This is a genomic window from Bradyrhizobium frederickii (genome assembly GCF_004570865.1).
Classification (GTDB): Bacteria; Pseudomonadota; Alphaproteobacteria; order Rhizobiales; family Xanthobacteraceae; genus Bradyrhizobium; species Bradyrhizobium frederickii.
Genome location: NZ_SPQS01000025.1, coordinates 56,913 through 83,910 on the forward strand (window position 1 = coordinate 56,913; position 26,998 = coordinate 83,910).

Here is a 26,998-nt window from a genome sequence, read left to right on the forward strand (position 1 = left end):
CTGATGTTTTCAAATCGTTTCAACCGCTGGACTGTTGCCGCCATCGCCCTCATGGGCACAGCGATCGCGACCGTCCCCGGCAGGGTGCTGGCGCAGACGCCGGACCATCCGTCCGACACGGCGGCGCAGTTTCCGACCCGAAACGATCTGAAGTCGCTGACCGGTGCCGGCAGCTATCTCGCCGCCCGTCACGCCAGCGTCGAACGCGACGCGGCTTCCGCTGCCGCATTCTACCGCTCGGCCCTGCGCACCGATCCGAAGAACAACGAGCTGCTCGACCGCGCCTTCATCTCGTCGGTCGCCGACGGTGACATCGACGAAGCAGTCAAGCTCGCCGAGCGCATCCTCACCATCGACAAGACCAACCGCGTCGCGCGTCTCGTCGTCGGCGTCCACGATCTCAAAGTGAAGAAGTACGCCGCCGCGCAGACCAACATCAACCAGTCGATCCGCGGTCCGATCACCGATCTCGTCGCCACGCTGCTGTCGGGATGGGCCGCCTATGGTGCGGGCGATGCCAAGGGCGGTGTCGCCACCATCGACAAGCTGGCAGGTCCCGAATGGTATCCGCTGTTCAAGGACCTTCACGCCGGCATGATCCTCGAACTCTCCGGCAAGGAGAAGGACGCCGGCACCCGTTTCGAGCGCGCCTACAAGCTCGACGATTCCATGCTGCGCGTGACCGAGGCCTATGGCCGCTGGCTGTCGCGCAACAAGGACTCGGCTGCCGCGACCAATGTCTATCAGGCCTTCGACAAGAAGCTCGCGCGCCATCCGCTGATCCAGGAAGGCCTGCGCGAGACCAGGGCCGGCAAGAAGATGCCGCCGCTGGTCGATTCCGCGCAGGCCGGCGCCGCCGAAGCGCTCTACGGCATCGGCGCCACGCTGACCCGCCGCGGCGGCGAGGATCTGGCGCTGGTCTATCTCCAGCTCTCGCTCTACCTCCAGCCGACGCATCCGCTGGCGCTGCTCTCGCTCGCCGATCTCTATGAATCGGTGAAGCGGCCGCAGATGGCGATCAAGGTCTATGAGCGTGTGCCCGCGACCTCGCCGCTCAAGCGCAACGCGCAAATCCAGCTGGCCATCGATCTCGATTCCGCCGATCGCACGGAAGAGGCGATCAAGATCCTCAAGGGCGTCACCGCGGAGGATGCCAAGGATCTCGAAGCCATCATGGCGCTCGGCAACATCGAGCGCGGCCGCAAGAAGTTCGGCGACTGCGGCGCGACCTATTCGCGGGGCATCGACGTGCTGCCCGCCGGCAACGACAAGGCCAACAGCGTCTGGTACTATTACCGCGGCATCTGCCAGGAGCGCTCCAAGCAGTGGGCCAAGGCCGAGGTCGACATGAAGAAGGCGCTCGAGCTGCAGCCCGACCAGCCGCACGTCCTCAACTATCTCGGCTATTCCTGGATCGACCAGGGCGTGAACCTCGACGAAGGCATGAAGATGATCAAGCGCGCCGTCGAGCAGCGTCCCGACGACGGCTACATCGTCGACTCCCTCGGCTGGGCCTATTACCGCATCGGCAATTATGACGAGGCGGTGAAGAATCTCGAGCGCGCGATCGACCTCAAGCCCGAGGATCCCACCATCAACGACCATCTCGGCGATGCCTATTGGCGCGTCGGCCGCACGCTCGAAGCCAAATTCCAGTGGTCGCACGCCCGCGATCTCAAGCCCGAGCCGGAAGAGCTGCCGAAGATCGAGGCCAAGATCGCCAATGGTCTCGCCGACGACAATTCGAACTCTTCGGCCGCGCAGGCGGACAAGAAGAAGGACGACGGCAAGGGCGGCTAAAGCATGATCCGGAAAAGTGCGCAGCCGTATTCCGAAAAGATCATGCGTAAACAACAACCTAAAGCGCGATGACGATTCATCCTAATCGCATCGCGCTTTAGTCTGAGCGAAGTTGGGGGCGTGTCGCGGATGCCGGCGTTGATCGAAGAAGGACGGGCCAAGGTCAACTTGAGCCTTCGCGTGGTCGGCCGTCGTGCCGACGGCTATCATGATCTCGAAAGCGTGGTCGCGTTTGCCGATTGCGCCGACCGGCTGACGCTGGAGCCGGGCGGCGAGCTGAAGCTCACCACCACCGGGCCGCTGGCCGCGGCCTGCGGGGAGACGTCCGACAATCTCGTGGTCAAGGCCGCCAGGCTGCTCGCCGAGGCGGTGCCTGGCCTGAAGCTCGGCGCGTTCGCGCTCGACAAGGTGCTGCCGGTGGCCGCCGGCATCGGCGGCGGCTCGGCCGACGCTGCGGCGGCGCTGCGGCTCCTGGCGCGTCTCAACGATCTCTCGCTCGACGATCCCCGCGTTCAGAAGGTCGCGCTCGCGACCGGCGCCGACGTGCCGGTGTGCCTCATCTCGCGCGCCTGCGACATGACCGGCGTCGGCGAGCAGCTGTTGCCGCTCGCGTTGCCCAGCATGGCCTGCGTCATGGTCAATCCGCGCGTGCCGGTCGCGACCAAGGACGTGTTCCAGGCACTGGGGCTGCGCAACGGTGAATTGCTGGTCGGCGTCACCGACGTCATCCGCGCTCCGGCCTGGCCGGAAGAGGGCGGATCGATCGCCGATTGGGTCGCAGTGCTCGAACGCGTTCCCAACGATCTCGAAGCGCCTGCGCTGCGCATCCTGCCCGTGATCGGCGAGGTGCTGGAGGCCTTGCGCGACTCCGCCGGCGTCAAGCTCGCCCGCATGTCCGGCTCGGGCGCGACCTGCTTTGCGATCTATGGCGGTGCAAACGAAGCGCATGCCGCCGCCGAAAAGATTCGTCGCGATCACCCCGGCTGGTGGGTGCATGCGGGGACGTTGAGCTAGTAGCGAAGCTGCGTAGTGCCGTAGGGTGGGCAAAGGCGCACAGCGCCGTGCCCACGTCCATCCAAGATGCGCGATGAGAGTGGTGGGCACGCTTCGCTTTGCCCACCCTACGGCACTCGAGCTAGCCCTCAGCCAGTCCCAGAAACCGCCTGATCTCGCCCAGCACCTCCCGCGGCTTGTCGTGCTGCAGCCAATGGCCCGCACCGGCGATGGTCTCGACCCGCGCCTCTCGGAAATAGCGCTCCAGGCCTGCGGCCCTGGCGCCGGCGAGAAAGCTTTCGCCGGCATTGAGCAGCAAGGTCGGGCAGGCGATGCGTGACCACAGCGCGAGGTGATCGTCCGGCCAGAGCCGGTGCGGCGCCGATGCGCGCTGGTACGGATCGAACTTCCAGCTGTAGCTGCCGTCCTCATTCTGTCGTGCGCCGTGGGTGGCGAGATGCAGCGCGAGGTCGCGGGCGAGCCGCTTGTTGTGAAGCATCATCTGCGCCGCAGCGTCTTCGAGGGTCGCGTAGCGGCGGGGCATGCGGTCGTGCAGTCTGTCGAGTTGGCCGACCCATTTGCCGATGCGCTCATGCGCCGGCGGCTTCGGCGTGTCCGGCAGCATGGTCACGCCGTCGAGCACGACCAGCTTCGAGACCTGTTCAGGGAATGATCCTGAAAAGATCAAGCTCACCATGCCGCCCATCGAATGGCCGATCAGTGTGATCTGAGGTGCTGCGATGACGCGGACGAGCTGGGTGAGATCGTAGACATATTCGGTCAGGGCGTAGCTGCCGCCTTTGGTCCAGTCCGAATCGCCGTGGCCGCGCAGGTCCGGTGCGATCACGTGGAAATGCGGCTGCAACGACCGGGCGATGACGTCCCAGCTCCGGCAATGATCGCGGCCGCCGTGAACCAGGATGAGGGGCGGCGCGCTCTCATTGCCCCAATCGGCGTAATGCAGCCGCAGGCCGTGCGATTCATAGAAGCGGCTCTGCGGGGTGCTAGCCATTGGCCGGCCGCCGCGCCATTGCAAGCGACAGGCCGAGGCCCGCGATGAAGACGCCGGAGCCCTGGGCGAGACGCCGCATCAGATGCGGCCGTCCGATCAGCTGCGTGCGGGTTGCGGAGGCCATCAGTACCACGACGACATCGGCGAGCGTGTTCAACGCCACCGAGATCGCACCCAGCATGATGAATTGCAGCGTGGGGCTCGATCCCGCGCGATCGAGGAATTGCGGAATGAACGCGAGGAAGAACGCGGCGGTCTTCGGGTTCAGCGCCTCGACCAGCACGCCGGCGCGGAACGCGCGCTCATCGCCGACAGGTTCACTCTCGAGCGACAGCGCTTGGCCCGCGCTCCGAAACGTCTTGATGCCGAGCCAGACCAGATAGAGCGCGCCGACGAATTTGACGGCGGCGAACAGCTCGGCGCTGGCGAGGATGATTGCGGAGATGCCGAGGCTGCCCGCCACCACATGAACCAGTCCGCCCAGCGCCGTGCCCGCGGTCGAGGCAAAGCCGCTGGCGCGGCCCTCGGACAAGGTCCGTGCCGCGACGTAGAGGATGCCGGGACCGGGAACGACGGCGATGAGACAGGCTGCGGCCAGGAACAGCCAGATATTGGTTTCGATCATCCTGTTTTCGTAGCGCAGCGGACCGCGATTGCAAGCCTTCAGGTTCGAAGGCCCCCTCGCTTAATCCATGCGGCGGAAGATCACGCTGGCATTCACCCCGCCGAAGCCAAAGCCGTTGGAGATGGCATGCCGCATCGGCATCGGCCGCGCGCTGCCGGCAACGATGTCGATCCCTTCAGCGCCCGCATCGGGGTCTTCGAGATTGAGCGTCGGCGGCGCGATCTGGTCGCGCAAGGCGAGCACGGTGAAGATCGCCTCCAGGCCGCCGGCGGCGCCGAGCAGATGGCCGGTGGCCGATTTGGTCGCGCTGACGGCAATGCCGCGGTTGCGGCCGAACAGCGCGGCGATCGCGCCGAGCTCGCTCTCGTCGCCGGCGGGCGTCGAGGTCGCGTGCGCATTCAGGTGCTGCAGATCCGTGGGTGCAAGATCCGCCTGGCGGAGCGCGATCTCCATGGCGCGGCGGGCCCCCTCGCCATCGGGCGGACCCGATGTCATGTGGTAGGCGTCCGCCGTCGTGCCGTAGCCGACGATCTCCGCGATCGGCGTCGCGCCGCGCGCAAGCGCATGCTCGAGCGCCTCGATCACCAGGATGCCGGCGCCTTCGCCCATCACAAAGCCATCGCGCTTGCGGTCGAACGGGCGCGAGGCACGCGCGGGTTCGTCGTTGAAGCCACTTGACAGCGCGCGGGCCGCGGCAAAGCCGCCGAGGCTGACGATGTCGATGCAGGCCTCGGCGCCGCCGCAGATCGCGACATCGATCTCGCCCGATCGGATCATGCGCGCGGCATCGCCGATTGCCTGCACGCCGGCGGCGCAGGCGGTGACCGGTGTGCCCAGCGCACCCTTGTAGCCGTATTTGATCGAGACGTGGCCGGCGGCGAGGTTGGCCAGGAACGAGGGGATCGTGAACGGCGACAACCGGCGCACGCCGCGCTGCTCGGTGATGCGCACCGCCTCCGCCATCGCCGGGAAGCCGCCGACGCCGGAGCCGATGATCGTCGCCGTGCGTTCGAGCGCGCTTGCGTCCTGCGGCGTCCATTTCGCCTGCGCGACTGCTTCTCCCGTGGCGAGCAGCGCGAACAGGATGAAGCGGTCCATCTTGCGTTGGTCTTTTGGCGCGGCAGCTTGCGCGGGATCGAAGCCACCTTCCGCATCGTCGGCCTTGTCAGGCACGAGCCCGGCGATGCGTGCCGGCAGCGCCTGCGCCCATTCGGGCAGCGGACGCAACCCGCTTTGGCCGGCGAGCAGCCGGCGCCAGGACAGTTCGACACTGCATGCCAGCGGCGACACCGCGCCCATTCCCGTCACGACGATACGACGCATGTCAGTCTCCAGCCGGCGCGACGGCCGGGTTCATGGCCTTGAGCGAAGCGAGCCGTGTGCGCATCCCGCGGCTGGCGCGGGGACCTGCGATGACGACCGCATTGGCGAGCGTGATCGGCTGCATGTCGGCGGCGTCGACCACGACCGGGTCAAGCGGGCGACGATCGTTGCGGTTCGCCAGCACGATGGACTCGCCTTTGGGCGCGAGATGCCTGTTGCCCCAGGCCAGCAGCGCGACGACCACGGGAAAGAAGTCCCGCGCCTTGTCCGTCAGCACATATTCGTAACGCGGCGGCCGCTCACGATAGCGGCGGCGGACGAACATGCCTGATGCGGTGAGATGGGCGAGGCGCCGCGACAGGATGTTCGGCGCGATGCCGAGGCTCTGCGAGAATTCGTCGAATTTCGTCGCGCCCTGAAATGCATCCCGCAGGATCAGGATGCTCCACCATTCGCCGACCGTCTCGACGGCACGGCCGACCGGGCATTCCAGGATGGAGGGGGATTTGGGCTGCATGACGGGAAGGTAGGTAAGTGGCTTGCAAAATGCAAGCGACTAGGTGCTGGCTCAAGTCTGCAAGCAATTGAAGCTGGGTCCTGGTGGTGGGATGAAAAGCAGTGGCTGGAACGACGCTCGCGTGCCCCGGACGCAGCGCAGCGCCCCCGGCGATGCGGGAGCATCGTACGGTGCGGTGCGCTGCAGAGCCGGGGCCCATGGCGCCGCGTCCTCGCAGCTCCTGGGTCCCGGCTCTGCGCAGCAGCGTTGCACGCTGCAGCGCGTCCGGACACGGGGAGGGGAGCGGCGTTGTCGCCGCGAGCTCCAATCCATCACCGTCACCCTGAGGCGGCCGCTGCTTCAGCGGCCGTCGAAGGGCGACGGCCCGGCTGCAGCCCAGCCGTGCATTCTTCGAGGCTCAGCCTCGGACGCGTTGCGTCCCAGGCGTCGCGCCTCAGGATGACGGGGCTAATTACAGAGCAAGAGCGGATTGCGCATGCGGCCGAAGCGCCGCGCTCAGTGCGACCGCGCCAGACAGAACGCCACCACCTGCTCCAGCGCGCTCTTCATCGGCGAGGACGGGAACAGCGCCAGCGCGTCGACGGCCATGGCGCCGTAGTGTTGGGCGCGGCTCAGCGTGTCCTCCAGCGCGCGATGCTTGTTCATCAATCCGAGGGCATGATCGAGATCGCTGTCGCCGATCTCGCCGCGCTCCAGCGCCCGGATCCAGAAGGCGCGCTCGGTGTCGTTGCCGCGGCGGAAGGCGAGCACGACGGGCAGCGTGATCTTGCCCTCGCGGAAATCGTCGCCGGTGTTCTTGCCGAGCTTGGCGCTCTTGCCGCCATAGTCGAGCACGTCGTCGACGAGCTGGAAGGCGATGCCGAGATTCATGCCGACCGAGCGGCAGGCGGTCTGCTCGGCCTTCGGGCGGTTGGCGATGACGGGGCCGACCTCGCAAGCGGCGGCGAACAGCTCGGCGGTCTTGCCGCGGATCACGGCGAGATATTCGTCCTCGGTGGTCGCGGTGTTCTTGGCGGCGGCAAGCTGCATCACCTCGCCCTCGGCGATGGTGGCGGCCGCCGCGGAGAGAATGTCGAGCGCGCGGAGCGAGCCGACCTCGACCATCATGCGGAAGGCCTGGCCGAGCAGGAAGTCGCCGACCAGGACGCTCGCCTCGTTGCCCCAGAGCATGCGCGCCGACAGCTTGCCGCGGCGCATCTCGCTCTCGTCCACGACGTCGTCGTGCAGGAGCGTGGCGGTATGCATGAACTCGACGGAGGCAGCGAGCTTGATGTGGCCGTCGCCGGTGTAGCCGGCGAGGTTGGCCATGGCGAGCGTCAGCATCGGCCGCAGCCGCTTGCCCCCGGAGGAGATCAGATGGTTGGCGACTTCCGGGATCATGGTCACGTCGGAACCGGTCCGCGACAGGATCGTGGCGTTGACGCGCTCCATGTCAGGGGCGACAAGGGCAACGAGCTGTTCGATCGACGCGCCGGGAGTTTCGAAAGGTACGATGACGGCCACGCCGGTCTCCAATATTTGCCCCGGAAGGGCTATTCTGACGGAAAGACAATAGAAACTGGCGGCGGATGCGGCAAGTGCTGCGGAACCATTGACATTTGCCGCTGCCGCGTTTTCAGGCAGGAGACCTGCGATTTGCGTGAACTGGTTCGGACCAACGACATGGTGCTGGTGTCGGCGATCGGCGCGCTGCTCGATGGCGCCAATATCCATCATCTGGTGCTCGACCAGAACATGAGCATCATCGAGGGCTCGCTCGGTATCTTGCCGCGGCGGATCCTCGTCCATGAGGATGACGCCCAGGAGGCGAGGGAACTCCTCACCCAAGCCGGCCTCAGCCACGAACTGCGCGGCGATGAGTGAGGCGGCAGATATTACCGAGGACGCCTTTCTCGGCGGACAGTTGCGCCTGAAGCAGAAGCGGTCCGGCCATCGCGCCGGGCATGATGCCATCCTGCTCGCGGCGGCAACCGAGGCCCGCCCCGGAGATCGCGTGGTCGATTTCGGAGCCGGCGTCGGTACGGCCGGGCTGGCGCTGGCCCGCCGCGTCCCTGGTATCGCCCTCAGCCTGGTCGAGATCGATCCGGAGCTGGCCGAGCTCGCGCGCGGCAACGCGGCGGCAAATGCGATTGCTGCCGAGACGATCGTGCTCGACGTCACGGCCGGCGCCGAGGCCTTTGCGTCGAATGGACTGTCGCCCGACAGCGTCGACGTGGTGCTGATGAATCCGCCCTTCAACGATCCGGCCCGGCATCGCGGCTCGCCCGATCAGGCGCGTCACATCGCGCATGTGGCGACGGAGGAGACTCTGCATGCGTGGGTGCATGCAGCGCGCCGCATCCTCCGATCGAACGGCGTGCTGACATTGATCTGGCGTGCGGATGGCATCGCCGATGTCCTGGCGGCATTGTCGCGCGGCTTCGGCAGCCTCTCGATCCTGCCGGCTCACGGCGAAGCGGGGCGGCCCGCGATCCGCGTGCTGGTCCGTGCGGTCAAAGGTGGCCGGGCCCCGACGCGATTGCTGCCGGGCCTCATGCTCAACGACGAGACGCGCGTATCAAAAAACGAGATGACGGAGATTCTGGAGGGGAGAGCGGCCTTGCCGCTGGGGGAACCTTGACGGCTTACTGGGGAAGCGATTCCGATTGCTGCTCTTGCGGAGACGTCAGGCGGATCGCCATGAACAGCGCGCCGATCAGCAGCATCAGCAGATAGATTTTCATGGTGTTCTCCACCGCCTCATTGCAGCCTCCCAAGGGAAAATCTGCAAAACACGTTCCAGGCACTTCCAATGACAGTCGCGTGATAAGAAATGGTTAATCAGAGGTAATGGCATGGCCGAACAATTGAACGATCGTGAGAGTTCCGGCCTGGCCGACAAGCTCATGCAATATCTGCCGGCGCGCTTCCGCCCCGGCACCACAGTGGTGCCGGTGGTGCGGCTATCGGGCGTGATCGGCGCGGTGACGCCGCTCCGCCCCGGTCTGACGCTTGCGGGAATCGCGAGAGTGCTGGAGCGCGCGTTCTCGTATCGTCACGCCAAGGCGGTGGCGCTGGTGATCAATTCGCCCGGCGGCTCGCCGGTGCAGTCGCGCCAGATCTATCTGCGTATCAAGCAGCTCGCGGCGGAGAAGAATCTGCCGGTGCTGGTGTTCGTCGAGGACGTTGCGGCCTCCGGCGGCTACATGATCGCCTGCGCCGGCGACGAGATCATCTGCGATCCCTCATCGATCCTCGGCTCGATCGGCGTGGTCGGCGGCAGCTTCGGCTTCCAGGAGGCGATCAAGCGGCTCGGCATCGAGCGGCGCCTTTACACATCAGGCGAGCACAAGGCGATGCTCGACCCTTTCCTGCCCGAAAATCCGGACGACGTCGCCAAGCTGAAGGCGATCCAGCGCGAGATCCATCAGATCTTCATTTCGCTGGTGAAGGAGAGCCGGGGTGCGCGCCTCAAGGGCTCCGACGATACGCTGTTCACGGGCGAATACTGGGCCGGCGACAGTTCGGTCGCGCTGGGGCTTGCCGACAGCATCGGCGATCTGCGCTCAACTCTTCGTGCCCGCTACGGCGAGAAGGTTCTCACCCCCGTGATCGCGCAGCCGACCGGGCTGCTGTCCGGTCTCCTGGGACGGAAATCGCCCGGCGCGGGGCAGCTTTCGGCGCTGGAATCGATGGCCGGGTTGCCGGACGATCTGATCTCGGCGGTCGAGACGCGGGCGATTTGGGCGAAATTCGGGTTCTAGCCGGCGCCGTCCCGCGCCATTTCGCCCGTGCCATGCCAATTGCGGCGCGGCCCGGACTGCGCGAGAATGCTCACGGGGGCTGAGCACTAGACAAGGATCGACCGATGCCGCCGTTCGTCGCTTTCGCGGGCGTGCTGGGTGGGCTTGCCGTGGTCCGCTGGGCCTACAAGACCGCCGTCAAAATCAACCAGGAGCTGGAGGAGATGCGCCTGTCGCGCGTCGCCGAGACCGCCCGCATGGGGGATATCCAGACGCTAAAACGTGACCCCGTGACCGGAGCGTATCGGCCGGGTTAGCCGCTCCACAAACCGCTGCCGTAGGGTGGGCAAAGCGAAGCGTGCCCACGTAGCAGTATCGAATTGATCGAAAGATGGTGGGCTCGGCGCTTTGCGCCTTTGCCCACCCTACGGCACTGTCCCCGGAGGGTAGGCCGTTGAGCCCATTTCCGCCCCCTTTGCCTTGATTCCCACCCCCGCCGTCGATACGGTCCCGCGCGATTCAAAACCCCCGCGAGAGCCTGATCTGACGATGGACGCCTCCTTGCCCGCCCATATGCGCCCGGAACGCTCGTTCCAGGGCTTCATCCTCGCGCTCCAGCGGTTCTGGGCCGAGCAGGGCTGCGTGATCCTGCAGCCCTACGACATGGAGATGGGCGCGGGTACCTTCCATCCGGCGACCACGCTGCGCGCGCTCGGGCCGAAGCCCTGGAACGCTGCCTATGTGCAGCCCTCGCGCCGGCCCAAGGACGGCCGCTACGGCGAGAATCCGAACCGGATGCAGCACTACTACCAGTTCCAGGTGATCATGAAGCCGTCGCCGCCGAACCTTCAGGAGCTGTACCTGAAGTCGCTCGCCGCGATCGGCATCGATAGCGCCGTGCACGACATCCGCTTCGTCGAGGACGATTGGGAGAGCCCGACGCTGGGCGCCTGGGGCCTCGGTTGGGAGTGCTGGTGCGACGGTATGGAGGTGAGCCAGTTCACCTATTTCCAGCAGGTCGCCGGCTTCGAATGCGCGCCGGTCGCGGGCGAGCTCACCTACGGGCTCGAGCGCCTCGCGATGTATGTGCAGGGCGTCGACCGTGTCTACGACCTCAATTTCAACGGCCGCGATGGCGATCAGAAGGTCACCTATGGCGACGTCTTCCTGCAGGCGGAGCAGGAATATTCGCGGCACAATTTTGAATATGCCGACACCGCGATGCTGTTCGAGCAGTTCAAGATGGCGGAAGCGGCCTGCAAGAAATATCTCGACGCCGGCTGGCGCGAAGGCGGCAACCGGAAGCAGCACCTGATGGCGCTGCCGGCCTACGACCAGTGCATCAAGGCGAGCCATGTCTTCAACCTGCTCGACGCGCGCGGCGTGATCTCGGTGACCGAGCGGCAGAGCTACATTCTTCGCGTGCGCGAGCTGGCAAAAGCCTGCGGCGAGGCCTGGATCCATACTGAAGCGGGCGGAGCGGCCTGATGCCCGATCTTTTGCTTGAACTGTTCTCCGAAGAGATTCCCGCGCGCATGCAAGCCAAGGCGGCGGACGATCTGCGCCGCCTGGTCACCGACAAGCTCGTCGCCGAAGGCCTCGTCTACGAGGGCGCGAAGGCGTTCGCGACGCCGCGCCGCCTCGCGCTCACCGTGCACGGCATCCCGGCGCGTCAGCCGGATCTGAAGACCGAGCGACGCGGACCGAAAGTCGGCGCGCCCGATGCGGCTGTGCAGGGCTTTCTGAAGGCGACGGGATTGAAGTCGCTGGACGAGGCAAAAATCCAGCGCGATCCCAAGGGGGATTTCTATATCGGCTTGATCGAGAAGCCCGGCCGCGATGCGATCGACGTGCTCGCCGAAATCCTTCCCGTCATCATCCGCACCTTCCCCTGGCCGAAATCGATGCGCTGGGGCGCGCGCTCGGGCAAGCCCGGCTCGCTCAACTGGGTGCGTCCGCTGCACGCGATCACCGCGACGTTCGGGCTCGAGACCGAAGAGCCGGATGTCGTGAAGTTCTCGGTCGACGGCATCGAGACCGGCCAGACCACGTACGGCCATCGCTTCCTCGCGCCGGCGCCGATTCAGGTGCGCCGCTTCGAGGACTACGAGGCAAAGCTGCTCGACGCCAAGGTCGTGCTCGACCCCGAGCGCCGCAAGGACGCGATCCTCACCGACGCCAAGCAGCTCGCGTTCGCGCAAGGCTTCGAGCTGGTCGAGGACCAGAACCTGCTCGACGAGGTCGCCGGCCTCGTCGAATGGCCGGTCGTGCTGATGGGCTCGTTCGAGCCGGAGTTTTTGGCGACGCCGGGCGAAGTGATCCGCGCCACCATCCGCAACAACCAGAAATGCTTCGTGGTCAGCGATCCCAAGACCGGCAAGTTCGCCAACAAGTTCATCCTGGTCGCCAATATCGAGGCGAGCGATGGCGGCAAGACCATCATCGCCGGCAACGAGCGCGTCATTCGCGCGCGGCTGTCGGATGCGAAGTTCTTCTACGAAACCGACCTGAAGACGAAGCTCGAGGAGCGGCTGCCCAAATTCGAGCAGATCGTGTTCCACGAGAAGCTCGGCACCCAGGCCGCGCGCATCAAGCGCATCGAGCGGCTCGCCGCGGAGATCGCGCCGCTGGTCGGCGCCGATGTCGCCAAGACCACGCGTGCCGCGCGTCTGGCCAAGACCGACCTGCTCACCGAGGTCGTCGGCGAATTCCCGGAGGTGCAGGGGCTGATGGGCAAGTACTACGCGCTGGCCCAGGGCGAGGATGCCTCCGTCGCCGCCGCCTGCGAGGAGCATTACAAGCCGCAAGGTCCTGCGGACCGGGTGCCGACCGATCCGGTCAGCGTCGCGGTGGCGCTCGCCGACAAGATCGACACGCTCGTCGGGTTCTGGGCCATCGACGAGAAGCCGACCGGCAGCAAGGACCCGTATGCGCTGCGCCGCGCAGCGCTGGGCGTGATCAGGTTGATCGCCGAGAACGCGTTACGTCTCTCGCTGATGAAGGTGGCGGCGTCCGCGCTCGCCGGCTTGTCGGTACAGCCGGCCGAAGCCTCGAAGCTCCCGAGCGATCTCCTCGCCTTCTTCGCCGACCGCCTCAAGGTTCAGCTTCGCGAGCAGGGCGCGCGGCACGATCTCGTCGATGCCGTGTTCGCGCTCGGCGGCCAGGACGATCTCCTCATGATCGTCCGCCGCGTCGAGGCGCTCGGCAAGTTCCTCGACTCGGACGACGGCAAGAACCTGCTCGCCGGCATCAAGCGCGCCAGCAACATCCTTGCGATCGAGGAGAAGAAGGATAAACGGACCTTCGACGGCGCACCCGATGCCGCGCTCTATGGCCTCACTGAGGAGAAGGCGCTGGCGAAGGCGATCGACGAGGTGAAGGCGGAAGCCGGCGCCGCGGTCGCCAAGGAAGACTTTGCCGCCGCGATGAGCGCGATGGCAAAGCTGCGTCCGCCGGTCGATGCGTTCTTCGACAAGGTTCGCGTCAACGACGACGATTCCAGGGTGCGCGAGAACCGCCTGAAGCTGCTGAACGAGATCCGCAGCGCCACGCGCGCGGTCGCGGATTTCTCGAAGATCCAGGATTGAGGCGCAGCAGCGCAACAAGCACAACCGTCATTCCGGGGCGCGCCACTTGGCGCGAGCCCGGAATCCATTTTTCCTCATCACGCGTGGCACGATGGATTCCGGGCTCGCGCTTCGCGCGCCCCGGAATGACAATCGCTCAAAAAAAGTGCCCCGCCCGGCGGGGGGAAGACCGGGCGGGGCCTGATGTCCGATTGAACTGCTCGCGCCAGCCTGATGTGACGCGCCGGACATCTAGTCGAACTCACTTGTCGAACTCACTTGGTCGGTCTCAGTCCAGCACCTCGACGATGCGGCGCGAGCGCGGCTCGACCAGCACGGTCTCGCCGTTCACGACGGTGTAGCGATAGGTGGTGGCGCCGAAACGTTGCGGAACGTCATAATAGGTGACGCCCGCCTCGGGTAAGGTGGTGCCGACCACGACGCGATCGGGAATGCTGAAGGCCGGCACACGCTGTTCGACGACGTAATCGCGGAAAGCCGGCCGCTGCTCGACTGCGATGGTTGGGCCGCTGTCGACCACGGCGGGCGCGCGTCCGACGGTGACACTGGTTTGCGCCTGCGCCGCCAGAGGCGAGCCGATCGCGGCCGCGAGCGCTGCAAGAGCAAGAATCCTGTTCCGCATGGACAACTCCTTCGAGGTGATGGTTCGGACGCGCAAGTGGCGCGACCGGTTGCCAATGCGTGCGTGTTGGCAATGTTCCGGGAAAAGCCCTGCCGCATTCGCGGCAATTTCAGGCAGTTTTCGTGGGCGCCGGAACCTGCATCGCCTGTTGCGCGTCTCTACTCGCGGAACCGGGAGGGCTATGATCCGCCCGCGATTCGCCCCCTCCACAGAAAGATAGTTCATGCACATCACCGTCGCCCACATTTCGCCGATCCTGTCGTTGATTGCGGGTGTGCTCATCCTGATCATGCCGCGGCTTCTGAACCTGATCGTCGCGATCTTCCTCATCGTGAACGGCGCGATCGGGCTTGGGCTCCTGAAGTGGCTCCGCTTCTAGGCGTTCACTTTTCGGAACTGTCCGACTTGCGCGGGCCCGCCCAAAGTGGTGTAAGGCCCGCGATTTCCCATTCCTCTCGCAGGTTGTGTGCAAGCTATGGCCAAAGCCGCCTCGAAGCCCAAGAAAATCCCAGCGAAAATGCCAGCGAAATCAAAGTCCTCCGCCGCCGCGAAGGCCGCGCCGCCGGCCCGCAAGGCGCTGGCCAAGAGCGCGCCGAAGCCGGTCGCCAAAGCTGTTGCCAAGCCCGCAGCAAAGCCGGCGGCAAAGGCTGTGACCAAGGCGGCTCTGCCGAAGGTCGCTGCCAGGCCCGCACCGAAGAAGGCCGCGCCCGCAAAGGCGGCGCCAGCCGCGGCCAAGGCCGGCAAATGGGTCTACACGTTCGGCGACGGCAAGGCCGAAGGCCGGACGGAAATGCGCGACCTGCTCGGCGGCAAGGGTGCCAACCTCGCCGAGATGGCCAATCTCGGCCTGCCGGTGCCTCCGGGCTTCACCATCCCGACCTCGGTCTGCACCTACTTCTACGCCCACGGCAAAACCTATCCGAAGGAGCTGCAGGCGCAGGTTGAGAAGGCGCTCGACCATGTCGGCAAGTTGACCGGCAAGATCTTCGGCGACACCAAGAACCCGCTGCTCGTCTCGGTGCGCTCCGGCGCGCGCGCCTCGATGCCGGGCATGATGGACACCGTGCTCAACCTCGGCCTCAACGACCAGACCGTGGAAGCGCTGGCCGAATTGTCGGGCGACCGCCGCTTCGCCTATGACAGCTATCGCCGCTTCATCACCATGTACTCGGACGTGGTGCTCGGCTTCGAGCATCATCACTTCGAGGAGATCCTCGATACCTTCAAGGACAGCCAGGGCTATACGCTCGACACCGATCTTTCCGCCGACGACTGGGTCGATCTGGTCGGCAAGTACAAGGACGCGGTCGCGCGCGAGACCGGCAAGGACTTCCCGCAGGATCCGCACGACCAGCTCTGGGGCGCGATCGGTGCGGTGTTCTCATCCTGGATGAACGCGCGCGCGGTGACCTACCGCAAGCTGCACGACATTCCGGAATCCTGGGGCACCGCGGTCAACGTGCAGGCCATGGTGTTCGGCAACATGGGCGAGACCTCGGCGACCGGCGTTGCCTTCACCCGCAACCCCTCGACCGGCGAGAGCAAGCTCTACGGCGAGTTCCTGATCAACGCGCAGGGCGAGGACGTGGTGGCGGGCATCCGCACGCCGCAGGACATCACCGAGGAAGCGCGGAAGGAATCGGGTTCCGACAAGGCGTCGATGGAATCGGCGATGCCGGAGGCCTTCAAGGAGCTGACGCGGATCTACACGCTGCTCGAAAAGCACTACCGCGACATGCAGGACATGGAGTTCACGGTCGAGCAGGGCAAGCTGTGGATGCTGCAGACCCGCGGCGGCAAGCGCACCGCGAAAGCCGCGCTGCGCATCGCGGTCGAGCTCGCCAATGAAGGCCTGATCTCGAAGAAGGAAGCGGTGACGCGGATCGATCCGGCTTCGCTCGATCAGCTCTTGCATCCGACCATCGATCCCAACGCCAAGCGCGACGTGATCGCGACCGGCCTGCCGGCCTCGCCCGGCGCGGCCTCCGGCGAGATCGTGTTCTCCTCGGATGAAGCGGCCAAGCTTCAGGCCGATGGGCGCAAGGTGATCCTGGTCCGCATCGAGACCAGCCCGGAAGACATCCACGGCATGCACGCCGCCGAAGGCATCTTGACCACGCGCGGCGGCATGACCTCGCACGCGGCGGTCGTCGCCCGCGGCATGGGCAAGCCCTGCGTATCCGGCTGCGGCACCATCCGCGTCGATTACGGCCGCGGCACCATGAGCATCGGCTCGCGCACATTCAAGACCGGCGACGTCATCACCATCGACGGCTCGCTCGGCCAGGTGCTCGCCGGCCGCATGCCGATGATCGAGCCGGAGCTGTCCGGCGAGTTCGGCACGCTGATGAATTGGGCCGACCAGGTCCGCAAGATCGGCGTCCGCGTCAACGGCGACACGCCGGACGACGCCCGCACCGCGATCAAGTTCGGCGCCGAGGGCATCGGTCTCTGCCGCACCGAGCACATGTTCTTCGAAGAGACCCGCATCCGCACGGTGCGCGAGATGATCCTCTCCGAGGACGAGCAGTCCCGCCGCGCCGCGCTCGCCAAGCTGCTGCCGATGCAGCGCGCCGACTTCGTCGAGCTGTTCGAGATCATGAAGGGCCTGCCCGTCACGATCCGCCTGCTCGACCCGCCGCTGCACGAGTTCCTGCCGCACACCCACGCCGAGGTCGAGGAAGTGGCGCGCGCCATGAACACCGACCCGCGGCGCCTCGCCGACCGCGCGCGCGAGCTCTCGGAGTTCAATCCGATGCTCGGCTTCCGCGGCTGCCGTATCGCGATCGCCTATCCGGAGATCGCCGAGATGCAGGCGCGTGCGATCTTCGAGGCGGCGGTCGAGGCCGAGAAGCGCACCGGCAAGGCCGTCGGCCTCGAGGTGATGGTGCCGCTGATCGCGACCAAGGCCGAGCTCGATCTCGTCAAGGCGCGGATCGATGCCACCGCACAGGCGGTGATGCGCGAGACCAACACCAAGCTGGCCTATCAGGTCGGCACCATGATCGAGCTGCCGCGCGCCTGTCTGCTCGCGGGCGAGATCGCGCAGTCGGCCGAGTTCTTCTCGTTCGGCACCAACGACCTCACGCAGACCACCTTCGGCATCAGCCGCGACGACGCGGCGAGCTTCCTCGGGACCTACGTGTCCAAAGGCATCCTCTCGGTCGATCCCTTCATCGCGCTCGACCAGGAAGGCGTCGGTGAGCTGGTCAAGATCGGCGTCGCGCGCGGCCGCAAGACGCGTCCGAAGCTCAAGGTCGGCATCTGCGGCGAGCACGGCGGCGATCCGGCCTCGGTCGCCTTCTGCCACCATATCGGCCTCGACTACGTCTCCTGCTCGCCCTACCGCGTGCCGATCGCCCGCCTTGCCGCCGCACAAGCCGCGCTCGGCAAGGAGATCGCAAGCCAGGCGTAAGCAGAGTTAAAATGCTGGAATAAAAGAGGCGGGGGCAACCCCGCCTCTTTTCGTTTGAGGTGGCACTCTGACGTGTCGGTCCGCGAAGTTGTCAGCCCCGTCATCCTGAGGTGCGAGCGGCGCGGTGCGCAGCACCGCGCCGGGAGCCTCGAAGGATGTACGGCCGAGATGCAGCCGGGCCGTTGCCCTTCGAGGGCCGCTGAAGAAGCGACCACCTCAGGGTGACGGCGACGCGGTGCGTTCTCGCACTCGGCGCTGATTGAATCGAGAAGCCGCGGCGTACTGGATGCCCCGCTTTCGCGGAGCATGACTCCGTTGGTGATGCGGACGCGCTTTGCGCAACACCGGGAACCGCGCGCGCCCCGTCATGATACGCGCGGTCAAGAGTTCCTTCACCATTCGCGTTGACCGGTTGTTTACCGCTTCACGTGAGGCCGCATTTACCAATGCGCGACATCGCCCCGTGAAAACCCCTGTGTTCGCTTGAGTGTGCCGTATGCGCCACGCGGATTAACGCCCCGGCAACCTAAATTAGATACTTACGATAAGGATCGAATTGCACGGATGTACTGAGTTCGATCAGACGAGCGTAAGCGTAGCGTGAGCGTGTTGATGTCAGTGTTGCGTAACCATCCGAAGGGCGCGCGGTTCGCGTCCTTCGGCATCGGTCTCTGCATCTTCGCATTGATGCCGAGAGAGACCGGCTATCAGGACATTGCTTCTTTGCTGGCGCGTCAACCCGGCGTTGCCGAGCGTTGGCAGAAGCAGGTATTCTCCGCGGCGTCCTCGATCCAGCTCGCGACCTACAGTTTTTCGCGTCCCATCGGCACCTCGGTTCCGCAGAGCGCGATGGTGCGCCTCGCGAGCCTCGATGGCCGCGACGTCACCGGCGCGATCAGCCGCAATCCGGCGCTGCAGACCGCGCCGCGCTATCAGGCGTCCGATTTTCCCAAGGTCGATCGCTCCATGAAGGGCGATCGCCTCGCAATTGTTACGCCGGGCCAGGCTCCGGAGACGGCCGCGCCCGCTGCGGCGCCGGCGCAGGAAGATCCTGCGACGTCGAACAGCTCGGTGTTCGGCGCCAAGACCGCCGCCCTGCCACGGCCGATGTCGCCGGAATCAGCGGCTGCGCTCGACCCCGAGCTTCAGGAAGCGCTGCGCGCGCCGCCGCTGCCGCAATACACCAATGCGCCGCAGGCCAGCGATGCCGCGCGCGCGTTCGCGACCGCGCCGCTCGAGGCGTTCAAGCGGTCTGCAACGGCGCCCGCGCCGTCGCGCGATGCCTTCAGCGTCAAGACCTCGAGCCTGTTCTTCGGCAGCTCCTCGCTCGGCGGCAATCTGGAGAGCATCGAGAGCTGGCAACCCGGCGCCGAGCCGCTGATCGTGATGCCCGATCCCGACATGAAGGTGACGGCCGCGCTGACGCCGCCCACAGTGGAGATTGCCAAGGACGTCGAGAGCGGCGAGAGCGTTGCGCCGAAGGGCGAGGTCAACGCCGACAACCAGCGCACGAGGTCGCCGGCGGAACGGCTCGCGCTCGACGACAAATCGCGCGCCAAGTCCGAGAAGTGCCTCGCCGAAGCCGTCTATTTCGAGTCCCGCGGCGAGGCCGTCCGCGGCCAGATGGCCGTCGCGCAAGTGGTGATGAACCGCGTGTTCTCCGGCAAATATCCGGACACCGTGTGCGGCGCGGTCTATCAGAACAAGCACCGTCATCTTGCCTGCCAGTTCACCTTTGCCTGCGACAACAATGCCGACGTGATCCGCGAGCCCGAGATGTGGGAGCGCGCCAAGAAGATCGCCAAGGCCATGCTCGACGGCCAGATCTGGCTGCCCGAGGTCGGCAAGTCCACGCACTATCACGCCTATTGGGTGCGCCCGTCCTGGGTCGCCGAGATGAAGAAGATGTACAAGACCGGCGTGCACACCTTCTACCGCCCGCGCGCCTGGGGCGACGGCAGCGAAGAGCCAAGCTGGGGCACGCCGGCCCAGACCGCCGCGCTCTCCGCCGAACTCGCCCAGGAAGCCAAGAGCTCCGCGGAGTTGGGTGCGAGCGAGCGCAGGTAGCCGTTCAAAAAGAGGTCGTCATGCCCGGGCTTGTCCCGCCTGCGCGGCCGTAGCCGCTTCGGCGCGGCGAAGGCCCGGGCATCCACGTTCTCCGTGCAGTGTGGCAAGGCGTGGATGGCCGGGACAAGCCCGGCCATGACGTTGTGGAGGCGTTAGAGTGCCAATCACGCCTCGATATCCAGCGCGCAGTCGAAATTCGGCGCTGAATGCGTCAGGGCGCCGGCCGACGCGTAATCGACGCCGGTCGCGGCGATGGCGGCGATCGAATCGAGCGTGACCCCGCCGGACGCCTCCAGCTTGAGGCGGCCCTCGTTGAGCCTGACGGCCTCCCGCAGCGTCGCAAGATCCATGTTGTCGAGCAGCACTGCGTCGGCCAGCCCGGTGTCGAGCACCTCGCGCAATTGCGACAACGTGTCGACCTCGATCTCGATCTTGACGAGATGGCCGGCGTGGGCGCGGGCGCGCTCCAGCACCGGACGGATGCCGCCGGCGACCGCGATGTGGTTGTCCTTGATCAGAATCGCGTCGTCGAGGCCGAAGCGGTGGTTGAAGCCGCCGCCGCAGCGCACCGCGTATTTTTCCAACGCCCTGAGACCCGGCGTGGTCTTGCGGGTGCAGCAGATGCGCATCTTCGTGCCTTCGGTGCGCGCGACATAATCCGCCGTCAACGTTGCGACGCCCGACAGGCGGCCGACGAAGTTCAGCGCACACCGCTCCGCGGTGAGAATGGCGCTCGCGGGGCCTGAGATCGTCAGCACCTGCTGTCCGCGTGCGACGCGTGCGGCGTCACGGACATGGGCGCGCACCTCGATGTCGGACGAAAGCTTTTGCAGCGTCGCGAGCGCGAGCGGCAAGCCGGCGATCACGCCGGACTGGCGCGCGACCAGGACCGCCCGGGCACTGGTTGCTTCAGGTATCGTCGCAAGCGAGGTGATGTCGCCGGCGCGGCCGAGGTCCTCATCGAGCGCGCGCTGCACGGCCGCGTCGATTGCGAGCGGCGAGAGGAAGGCGTCGGGATAGAGCAGTGAGGTCGGGGTCATCGGGGCTTCCTTCAGGCAATCAGGGGCTGGGCGCTGCGCGGCAATGGCCGCGCGCTCAGGCTTTCGGCGACCTCGCGCGCCGCGGCGAGCGTGGTCATCGTTCGCTGCGCCAGCGCGGGAACATCCGTCGGGTGGTCGATGCGGAAATGCGCACCGCGGCTTTCGCGCCGGCTCCACGCCGAGGCTGCGACAAGCAGGGCGGACGTCGCCATGTTGCCGAGCGCGATGCTGGTTGCCTCGCGTTCGAGCGTGGCGAAGTGGTGCACGGCTTCCATAAGGCCGTGATCGTCGCGGATCACGCCGACGCAGGAGCTCATCGTCGTCCGCAGCCGCTTCACGGTCGCGGCATCCGGCGTGCCACCGCCCGAGGCGATCGGTGCATCGGGAAGGCGGGTAGGCGAGGGGAGCACACGGCCGGCGATGTCGTCGGCGATGCGCGCGGCGTAGACCGCGGCCTCGAGCAGCGAATTCGAGGCCAGCCGGTTGGCGCCATGCGCGCCGGTCGACGACACCTCGCCGCCGGCCCAGAGCCCGTCGATCGAGCTGCGGCCGCGCGCGTCTACCGCGATGCCGCCCATATGGTAGTGCGCGGCGGGCGCGATCGGGATGGCTTGCCTCGCCGGATCGATGCCGGCGGCGATGCAGCTCGCATGCACGGTCGGGAATCTGTCGGCGAAGCGCGCGCCCAGCGCCGCCCGTGCATCGAGGAAGGTGCCGCGCCCGGCCGCGATCTCGGCGAACACGCCGCGGGCCACGATGTCGCGTGGCGCGAGCTCCGCGAGCGGATGGCGCGCCGCCATGAAGCGCTCGCCGTTGGCGTTGATCAGCGTTGCGCCTTCGCCGCGCAGGGCTTCGGTGGCGAGCGGCGCCGGATCGCCCCCGGTCATGATGGCGGTCGGGTGGAACTGGACGAATTCGGGGTCGGCGATCACGGCACCCGCGCGGGCGGCGATGGCAAGGCCCGAGCCGCTGGCCTCGAGCGGATTGGTGGTGACGGCATAGAGATGTCCGATGCCGCCGGTGGCAAGCACCACCGCGCGCGCGGCGAGCAGGAGCGGCCGTGCGGCGGGATTTCCGGCGTCGCGCAACTGAAGCCCGGTGACCGCGCCATCCCGGGTCAAGAGGGCTTCGGCGACTAATCCTTCGATGACGCGGATCGACGGCGTCCGGCGCACCGCCTCGCTCAAGGTCGCGATGATCGCGGCGCCCGCTCCGTCGCCGCGCACATGCACGATGCGTCGTGCCGAGTGCGCAGCTTCCCGCCCGACCGCGAGCTTTCCTTCGAGATCACGATCGAACGGCACGCCATAGGACAGGAGATCGTGAATGCGAGGCACGGCCTCGCGTGCAATTCCAAGCGCAACTGCTTCATCGACGAGGCCGCCGCCAACCGCGATCGTGTCGGCAGCATGCGCCTCCGGCGTGTCGCCCTCGGCCACCGCCGCGGCGATGCCGCCTTGCGCCCATGCGGATGAGGCGCCCTGTCCGAGCGGTGCGGCCGAGATCAAGGTCACCGGCCGCGGTGCAAGTTTCAACGCGCAGAACAATCCGGCAAGACCGCCGCCGACGATGACGACGTCGTTGGTGCGGGTGAAGTTGTTGTCATTCATCGTTCTCTCCATTCGCTCCTCCGTCGTCCCTGCGAAAGCAGGGACCCATAACCCCAGGGAGGAGTCGTGACGCGAACTCGTCACTCCGAGTCGTCGCCAAACATCTTCCTGTGGTCAGCGCGACGAGCGCGAGCGCTCGCGCGGGGATCCCGGATCGGCGCGCGCTTGAGGCGCGCTTGTCCGGGACGACAGCGGTGTGTGACGCTACATGTGTTGCTAGTTCTTCAGATTGATCATCCGCTCGACCGAACGCCGCGCGCGCGCCGCGAGCGCGGGATCGATCGTCACCTCCTCACGGAGCGTCAGCAGGCTGCCCAGGATGTTGGCGAGCGTGATGCGCTTCATATGCGGGCAGAGATTGCAGGGCCGCAGCATCTCGACGTCGGGCATCTCGGCGCGCACATTGTCGGCCATCGAGCATTCCGTGATCATCACCAGCCGCCGCGGCCGCCGCTCACGCACCCAGTTGATCATGTGCGCGGTCGAGCCGGTGAAGTCGGCTTCCGCCAGCACGTCCGGCGGACATTCGGGATGCGCGATGATCTGCACCGAAGGATCGGCCTCGCGGAAAGCACGCAGCTCTTCGCCCTTGAAGCGCTCGTGCACTTCGCAGGCGCCCTTCCAGGCGATGATCCTCACGTCGGTCTTCGAGGCCACGTAAGTTGCGAGATAGCGATCGGGCAGGAAGATCACGCTTCGAGCGCCAAGGCTCTCGACCACCTGCACCGCGTTCGACGAGGTGCAGCAGATGTCGACCTCGGCCTTCACCTCGGCCGAGGTGTTGACGTAAGCGACGACAGGAACGCCGGGAAATCGCTCGCGGAGCAGCCGCACGTCGGCGCCGGTGATGCTGGCAGCAAGCGAGCAGCCCGCGCGCGAATCCGGGATCAAAACGGTCTTGTCCGGATTGAGCAGTTTCGATGTCTCCGCCATGAAATGCACGCCGCACTGGACGATGATGCCGGCCTTCACCTTGGTGGCTTCGACGGCGAGCTGGAGCGAGTCGCCGCCGATATCTGCGACGCAGTGGAAGATCTCGGGGGATTGGTAATTGTGCGCGAGGATCACCGCGCCGCGGGCGCGCTTCAGCTCGTTGATCGCCAGGATCGTCGGCGCCATCAGCGGCCACTCGATCGGCGGGATCACGTGCTTCACGCGCTCATAGAGCGGCGCGGTGGCGCGTGCGACCTCCGGTGTCCATGCCAGTGAGGGCGTCGGCAGCGCGGCTCCCGTTCGTGCCGGTGCGGCACGGGAGGAGGCGGTAACTTGGCCCGGGGGCCGGTTGGCAAAGTCGTCGGGGCCGTAAATTCCAGCGATCGGCATCGAAGCCTCCCTTGCAGAGTAATTATGCTCAATTTGAGTATATATAAGGCCCGAAAATGCTGGCCGAGAGGCCAGCGGATTTCATTGGGCTTAATATACTCAGTCTGAGCAAATCAAACATAACATGCTCTGCCGGGGATCGCCAGATCCGGCCGCACACATTTCCGTCAGGCCGGGCCGATGCCTCGAGGCCACATCGAAATGCAATGCTCCCGCGACAGCTCCTCGTGGAATGCAACCGTTTTTAGCTTGGGATTTTCATGCAAGTGCATTAAATGGCACGCTCGCGGCGGCGGCTTTGTCACTCCGCCCATGACAGACGAGGAGCACCATGTCGACATCAGCGAGCGAACTTGCTCCGGCCCCCCGTTCCTCCAACTGGCGCACCCCGGCCGTCATCATTCTGTGCGGTTGTGCGATCGGCATGCTCGGCTTCGGTCCGCGCTCGGCGCTCGGCTTCTTCGTGCAGCCGATGAGCCACGAATTCTCCTGGGGCCGCGACGTGTTCGGGCTCGCGATCGCGGTGCAGAACCTGCTGTGGGGCTTGGGCCAGCCTTTCGCCGGAGCCGTGGCCGATCGCTTCGGCCTGTTCCGGGTGATGTGCGTCGGCGCGCTGCTCTATGCCGGCGGCCTGATCCTGATGCGTTACTCGTCGACGCCGCTCTCGCTCAACATTGGTGCCGGCGTCATGGTGGGCTTCGGTCTTGCCGGCTGCTCGTTCAACCTGGTGCTGTCGGCATTCAGCAAGCTCCTGCCTGCCGAGAAGCGCGGCCTTGCGCTCGGTGCCGGCACCGCCGCGGGCTCGTTTGGCCAATTCCTGTTCGCCCCGATCGGCGTCGCGCTGATCGACAATTTCGGCTGGCAGCAGGCGCTCTCCGTGTTCGGCTTCCTGATGCTGTTGATCATCCCGCTGTCGCTGGCACTCTCGACGCCGCCGGTGGCACAGGCGGCGAACGCCGCGCCCGCGGATGAGCAGAGCTTCACCAGGGCGCTTGCCGAAGCGTTCGGCCACCGCTCCTATGTGCTGCTGGTGCTCGGCTTCTTCACCTGCGGATTCCAGCTTGCCTTCATCACCGTGCATCTGCCGGCCTTCCTGGTCGATCGCGGCATCTCCGCGCAAACCGGCGGCTGGGTGATCGCGGCGATCGGCCTGTTCAACATCATCGGCTCCTTGAGCGTCGGCTATCTCCAGAACTCAGTGCCCAAGCGCTACATCCTCTCGACCATCTACTTCACGCGCGCGCTGGCGACGCTCGCCTTCATCTCGTTCCCGATCACGCCGTTCTCGGCGATCGCGTTCGGTGCGATCTCCGGCCTGACCTGGCTCTCCACGGTGCCGCCGACCTCGGCGCTGGTGGCGCTGATGTTCGGCACGCGCTGGCTTGCCACGCTCTATGGCTTCGCCTTCGTCAGCCATCAGGTCGGCGGCTTCCTCGGTGTCTGGTTAGGGGGCATCGTGTTCGAGAAATTCGGTTCCTACACGCCGATCTGGTGGCTCTCGATCCTGTTCGGTGTGCTCTCCGCGCTGATCAATCTTCCGATCGTGGAGAAACCGGTGGCTCGGGCGGTTGCGCAGCCGGCCTGATCGGCTAAACATCCACGACAAACAAGTCAGGGAGGTCAGTCGTGGCCACATTCAAGGCGATCCGGATCGACAAGGCGGACAAGGGCACCACCGCCGCGCTCACGCAGTTCGACGAAGCCGAGCTGATGGACGGCGACGTCACCGTCCGGGTGGAATGGTCGACGCTGAACTACAAGGACGGCCTTGCGCTCACCGGCAAGGCGCCGGTGGTGCGCCGCTTCCCGATGATCGCCGGCATCGACTTCGCCGGCACGGTCGAAGCCTCCTCGCATCCGCAGTGGAAGGCCGGCGACAAGGTGGTCTGCACCGGATGGGGCATGGGCGAGACCCATCTCGGCGCCTATGCCGAGAAGGCGCGGGTGAAGGGCGACTGGCTGGTCGCGTTGCCGCAAGGGCTCTCGGCGCGCGATGCCATGGCGATCGGCACCGCCGGCTTCACGGCGATGCTCTCGGTGCTGGCACTGGAGAAGCACGGTCTGTCGCCGAAGAGCGGCCCGGTGGTGGTGACCGGTGCCGCCGGCGGCGTCGGCTCGGTCGCGATCGCCGTGCTCTCGAAGCTCGGCTATCACGTCATCGCCTCGACCGGCCGGGCCTCGGAGGCCGACTATCTGAAGCACCTGGGAGCTGCCGAAATCATCGACCGCAACGAACTGTCGGCGCCGGCCAAACCTCTCGCCAAGGAGCGCTGGGCCGGTGGCGTCGACAGCGTCGGCTCGACCACCCTCGCCAATCTGCTCTCGATGACGCGATATGGCGGAGCGATCGCGGCCTGCGGCCTGGCGGCGGGCATGGACCTGCCGTCCTCCGTCGCACCGTTTATTTTGCGCGGAGTGTGCCTTCTCGGCATCGATTCCGTGATGTGCCCGATCGAGCCCAGGAGGGCTGCCTGGCAGCGCCTCGCATCCGATCTGGATCGGGAAAAACTTGCTGAAATTACAAAGGAAATTTCGCTGGCCGAGGTTTCGGATTGGGGCGCGAAGATCCTGGCCGGCGAGGTGCGCGGCCGCATCGTGGTAAAAATTGTCTAACGGCGTTCAGACTTTACCAACCAAGCTGCTTCAATGTCGCCATGGTTAGTATGGTAAGCAGCGGGTAAAGAGATAAGGCATCGCCCGCTGCGGGGGTCGGTTCGGAGTTGAGCATGCTTGCGCGTATTGTGTTGGGGGCTGTCACGGCGGCAGCAACGTTTGCGCCGGCCATTGCCGGCAGCATGAACGCCGACGAGGCCCGTCGCTTCGTCGCCGGCAAAGTGTTTGCCTTCACCTGTTTCGACGGGACCCGCGGTGCAGGCCGCATCCTTGACGATCTCGGCGCCGCCGGTGCGGTGCAGTTCTCGGGCGCAGGCCCGGTCAAGCATCTCCGCCTGCCCGGCAATACGCTCCAGATCCGCGGCCAGAACGTCTGCGCCTCGATCAAGGGGATTCCGTTCGAGCCCTGTTTCAACCTGGAAAAGACCGACGATCGCAGCTTCCGCGGCTCCGTGTCGGGCATGGGCTTCGCCTATTGCGACTTCCATCATCAGGGCGGCAACCAGATGCTGATGGCGCGCGCTGCGGCGCGGCCGCGCTCGCTGCACAGGCCGGAGCACACCGGTTCGGTCGGCCCGGCCAACACCGAGGTCGCCGCGCGCGTGGAGACGCCGCGTGTCGAGAGCAGCCGGCTCGAGCCGGTGAAGGCCGAAGTCAGGTCCGAGCCCGCCAAGAGCGAGGCCCCGCTGGAGCTGCGCCGCTCGACCCAGTGAGACGGCCCTGCGGGAC

General features: G+C 66.2%; 23 protein-coding genes. 14 read left to right on the forward strand and 9 right to left on the reverse strand.

Translation table 11 applies throughout. From position 1 onward, the window contains the following. Window positions 1-3 precede the first annotated feature (3 nt). Window positions 4-1,800, forward strand: a complete 1,797-nt coding sequence (locus tag E4K64_RS32360; RefSeq protein WP_135167018.1) for a tetratricopeptide repeat protein — start codon at window positions 4-6, stop codon at window positions 1,798-1,800. 129 nt (window positions 1,801-1,929) lie between these two features. Then, window positions 1,930-2,814 (forward strand): 4-(cytidine 5'-diphospho)-2-C-methyl-D-erythritol kinase, encoded by an 885-nt coding sequence (locus E4K64_RS32365; protein ID WP_167772376.1) that lies wholly within the window; start codon window positions 1,930-1,932, stop codon window positions 2,812-2,814. 121 nt (window positions 2,815-2,935) lie between these two features. Here the strand turns inward: E4K64_RS32365 and E4K64_RS32370 are convergent, their stop codons facing one another. The 5 genes from E4K64_RS32370 to E4K64_RS32390 form a co-directional block, all read right to left on the reverse strand. Next, entirely contained in the window at window positions 2,936-3,805 is an 870-nt protein-coding gene (locus tag E4K64_RS32370) for an alpha/beta fold hydrolase (protein WP_135167020.1), read from the reverse strand. After that, window positions 3,798-4,430, reverse strand: a complete 633-nt coding sequence (locus tag E4K64_RS32375; protein WP_135167021.1) for a LysE family translocator — start codon at window positions 4,428-4,430, stop codon at window positions 3,798-3,800. Before E4K64_RS32375 ends, E4K64_RS32370 begins: the two co-directional genes overlap by 8 nt. A 60-nt stretch (window positions 4,431-4,490) precedes the next feature. After that, a complete protein-coding gene (gene fabF, locus E4K64_RS32380; RefSeq protein ID WP_135167022.1) occupies window positions 4,491-5,753 on the reverse strand; it encodes a beta-ketoacyl-ACP synthase II in 1,263 nt (420 codons plus the stop codon). A 1-nt stretch (window position 5,754) separates the two neighbouring features. Beyond that, the gene (locus E4K64_RS32385) at window positions 5,755-6,270 is read right to left on the reverse strand and encodes a winged helix-turn-helix transcriptional regulator (RefSeq protein WP_135167023.1); all 516 of its coding nucleotides are present in this window, start codon (window positions 6,268-6,270) and stop codon (window positions 5,755-5,757) included. Window positions 6,271-6,765: 495 nt separating this feature from the next. Next, window positions 6,766-7,773 (reverse strand): polyprenyl synthetase family protein, encoded by a 1,008-nt coding sequence (locus tag E4K64_RS32390; protein ID WP_126260424.1) that lies wholly within the window; start codon window positions 7,771-7,773, stop codon window positions 6,766-6,768. 132 nt (window positions 7,774-7,905) lie between these two features. Here E4K64_RS32390 and E4K64_RS32395 point away from each other — a divergent pair, with 132 nt between their 5' ends. From E4K64_RS32395 to glyS, 6 genes are all read left to right on the forward strand, one after another. Beyond that, on the forward strand, window positions 7,906-8,133 hold the full coding sequence (locus tag E4K64_RS32395) for a putative signal transducing protein (RefSeq protein WP_126260423.1): 228 nt from the start codon (window positions 7,906-7,908) through the stop codon (window positions 8,131-8,133). Then, the gene (locus E4K64_RS32400; protein ID WP_135167024.1) at window positions 8,126-8,890 is read left to right on the forward strand and encodes a tRNA1(Val) (adenine(37)-N6)-methyltransferase; all 765 of its coding nucleotides are present in this window, start codon (window positions 8,126-8,128) and stop codon (window positions 8,888-8,890) included. The genes E4K64_RS32395 and E4K64_RS32400 overlap by 8 nt, the downstream gene beginning before the upstream one ends. Before the next feature lie 214 nt (window positions 8,891-9,104). After that, the gene (locus E4K64_RS32405; RefSeq protein WP_135167025.1) at window positions 9,105-10,013 is read left to right on the forward strand and encodes a S49 family peptidase; all 909 of its coding nucleotides are present in this window, start codon (window positions 9,105-9,107) and stop codon (window positions 10,011-10,013) included. Between the two features lie 104 nt (window positions 10,014-10,117). Continuing rightward, window positions 10,118-10,309, forward strand: coding sequence for a hypothetical protein (locus E4K64_RS32410; protein WP_135167026.1), 192 nt, complete (start codon window positions 10,118-10,120; stop codon window positions 10,307-10,309). A gap of 232 nt (window positions 10,310-10,541) precedes the next feature. Next, entirely contained in the window at window positions 10,542-11,480 is a 939-nt protein-coding gene (locus E4K64_RS32415; protein WP_126260420.1) for a glycine--tRNA ligase subunit alpha, read from the forward strand. Further along, window positions 11,480-13,579, forward strand: a complete 2,100-nt coding sequence (gene glyS / locus E4K64_RS32420; RefSeq protein WP_135167027.1) for a glycine--tRNA ligase subunit beta — start codon at window positions 11,480-11,482, stop codon at window positions 13,577-13,579. The genes E4K64_RS32415 and glyS overlap by 1 nt, the downstream gene beginning before the upstream one ends. 268 nt (window positions 13,580-13,847) lie before the next feature. On the opposite strand, the gene E4K64_RS32425 is transcribed toward glyS, so the two are convergent. Further along, complete coding sequence (locus E4K64_RS32425; RefSeq protein WP_028134910.1) at window positions 13,848-14,201, reverse strand: DUF1236 domain-containing protein; 354 nt, start codon at window positions 14,199-14,201, stop codon at window positions 13,848-13,850. A 223-nt stretch (window positions 14,202-14,424) separates the two neighbouring features. On the opposite strand from E4K64_RS32425, the gene E4K64_RS32430 reads away from it, so the two are divergent. From E4K64_RS32430 to E4K64_RS32445, 3 genes are all read left to right on the forward strand, one after another. Next, entirely contained in the window at window positions 14,425-14,580 is a 156-nt protein-coding gene (locus E4K64_RS32430) for a DUF3096 domain-containing protein (RefSeq protein ID WP_008562090.1), read from the forward strand. A gap of 96 nt (window positions 14,581-14,676) precedes the next feature. Next, window positions 14,677-17,616 carry a pyruvate, phosphate dikinase gene (ppdK, locus tag E4K64_RS32435; RefSeq protein ID WP_167772377.1) on the forward strand — a complete coding sequence of 980 codons (2,940 nt, stop codon included), beginning with the start codon at window positions 14,677-14,679 and terminating at the stop codon, window positions 17,614-17,616. Between the two features lie 612 nt (window positions 17,617-18,228). Next, window positions 18,229-19,683 (forward strand): cell wall hydrolase, encoded by a 1,455-nt coding sequence (locus E4K64_RS32445; RefSeq protein ID WP_167772378.1) that lies wholly within the window; start codon window positions 18,229-18,231, stop codon window positions 19,681-19,683. Between the two features lie 164 nt (window positions 19,684-19,847). Here E4K64_RS32445 and nadC read toward each other — a convergent pair whose 3' ends face one another. The 3 genes from nadC to nadA all read right to left on the reverse strand — a co-directional run bounded on the left by nadC (window position 19,848) and on the right by nadA (window position 23,656). Continuing rightward, on the reverse strand, window positions 19,848-20,723 hold the full coding sequence (nadC, locus tag E4K64_RS32455; RefSeq protein WP_135167030.1) for a carboxylating nicotinate-nucleotide diphosphorylase: 876 nt from the start codon (window positions 20,721-20,723) through the stop codon (window positions 19,848-19,850). 11 nt (window positions 20,724-20,734) lie between these two features. Further along, on the reverse strand, window positions 20,735-22,333 hold the full coding sequence (locus tag E4K64_RS32460) for an L-aspartate oxidase (protein WP_135167031.1): 1,599 nt from the start codon (window positions 22,331-22,333) through the stop codon (window positions 20,735-20,737). 216 nt (window positions 22,334-22,549) lie between these two features. Then, a complete protein-coding gene (gene nadA / locus E4K64_RS32465) occupies window positions 22,550-23,656 on the reverse strand; it encodes a quinolinate synthase NadA (protein WP_135167032.1) in 1,107 nt (368 codons plus the stop codon). A gap of 331 nt (window positions 23,657-23,987) precedes the next feature. Here nadA and E4K64_RS32470 point away from each other — a divergent pair, with 331 nt between their 5' ends. The 3 genes from E4K64_RS32470 to E4K64_RS32480 all read left to right on the forward strand — a co-directional run bounded on the left by E4K64_RS32470 (window position 23,988) and on the right by E4K64_RS32480 (window position 26,982). Continuing rightward, window positions 23,988-25,241: an MFS transporter gene (locus E4K64_RS32470; RefSeq protein ID WP_135167033.1), complete on the forward strand. Its 1,254-nt coding sequence runs from the start codon at window positions 23,988-23,990 to the stop codon at window positions 25,239-25,241. 41 nt (window positions 25,242-25,282) lie between these two features. Continuing rightward, a complete protein-coding gene (gene acuI, locus E4K64_RS32475; protein ID WP_135167034.1) occupies window positions 25,283-26,269 on the forward strand; it encodes an acrylyl-CoA reductase (NADPH) in 987 nt (328 codons plus the stop codon). A gap of 113 nt (window positions 26,270-26,382) precedes the next feature. Further along, window positions 26,383-26,982 carry a hypothetical protein gene (locus E4K64_RS32480; protein ID WP_135167035.1) on the forward strand — a complete coding sequence of 200 codons (600 nt, stop codon included), beginning with the start codon at window positions 26,383-26,385 and terminating at the stop codon, window positions 26,980-26,982. Window positions 26,983-26,998: the final 16 nt, after the last annotated feature.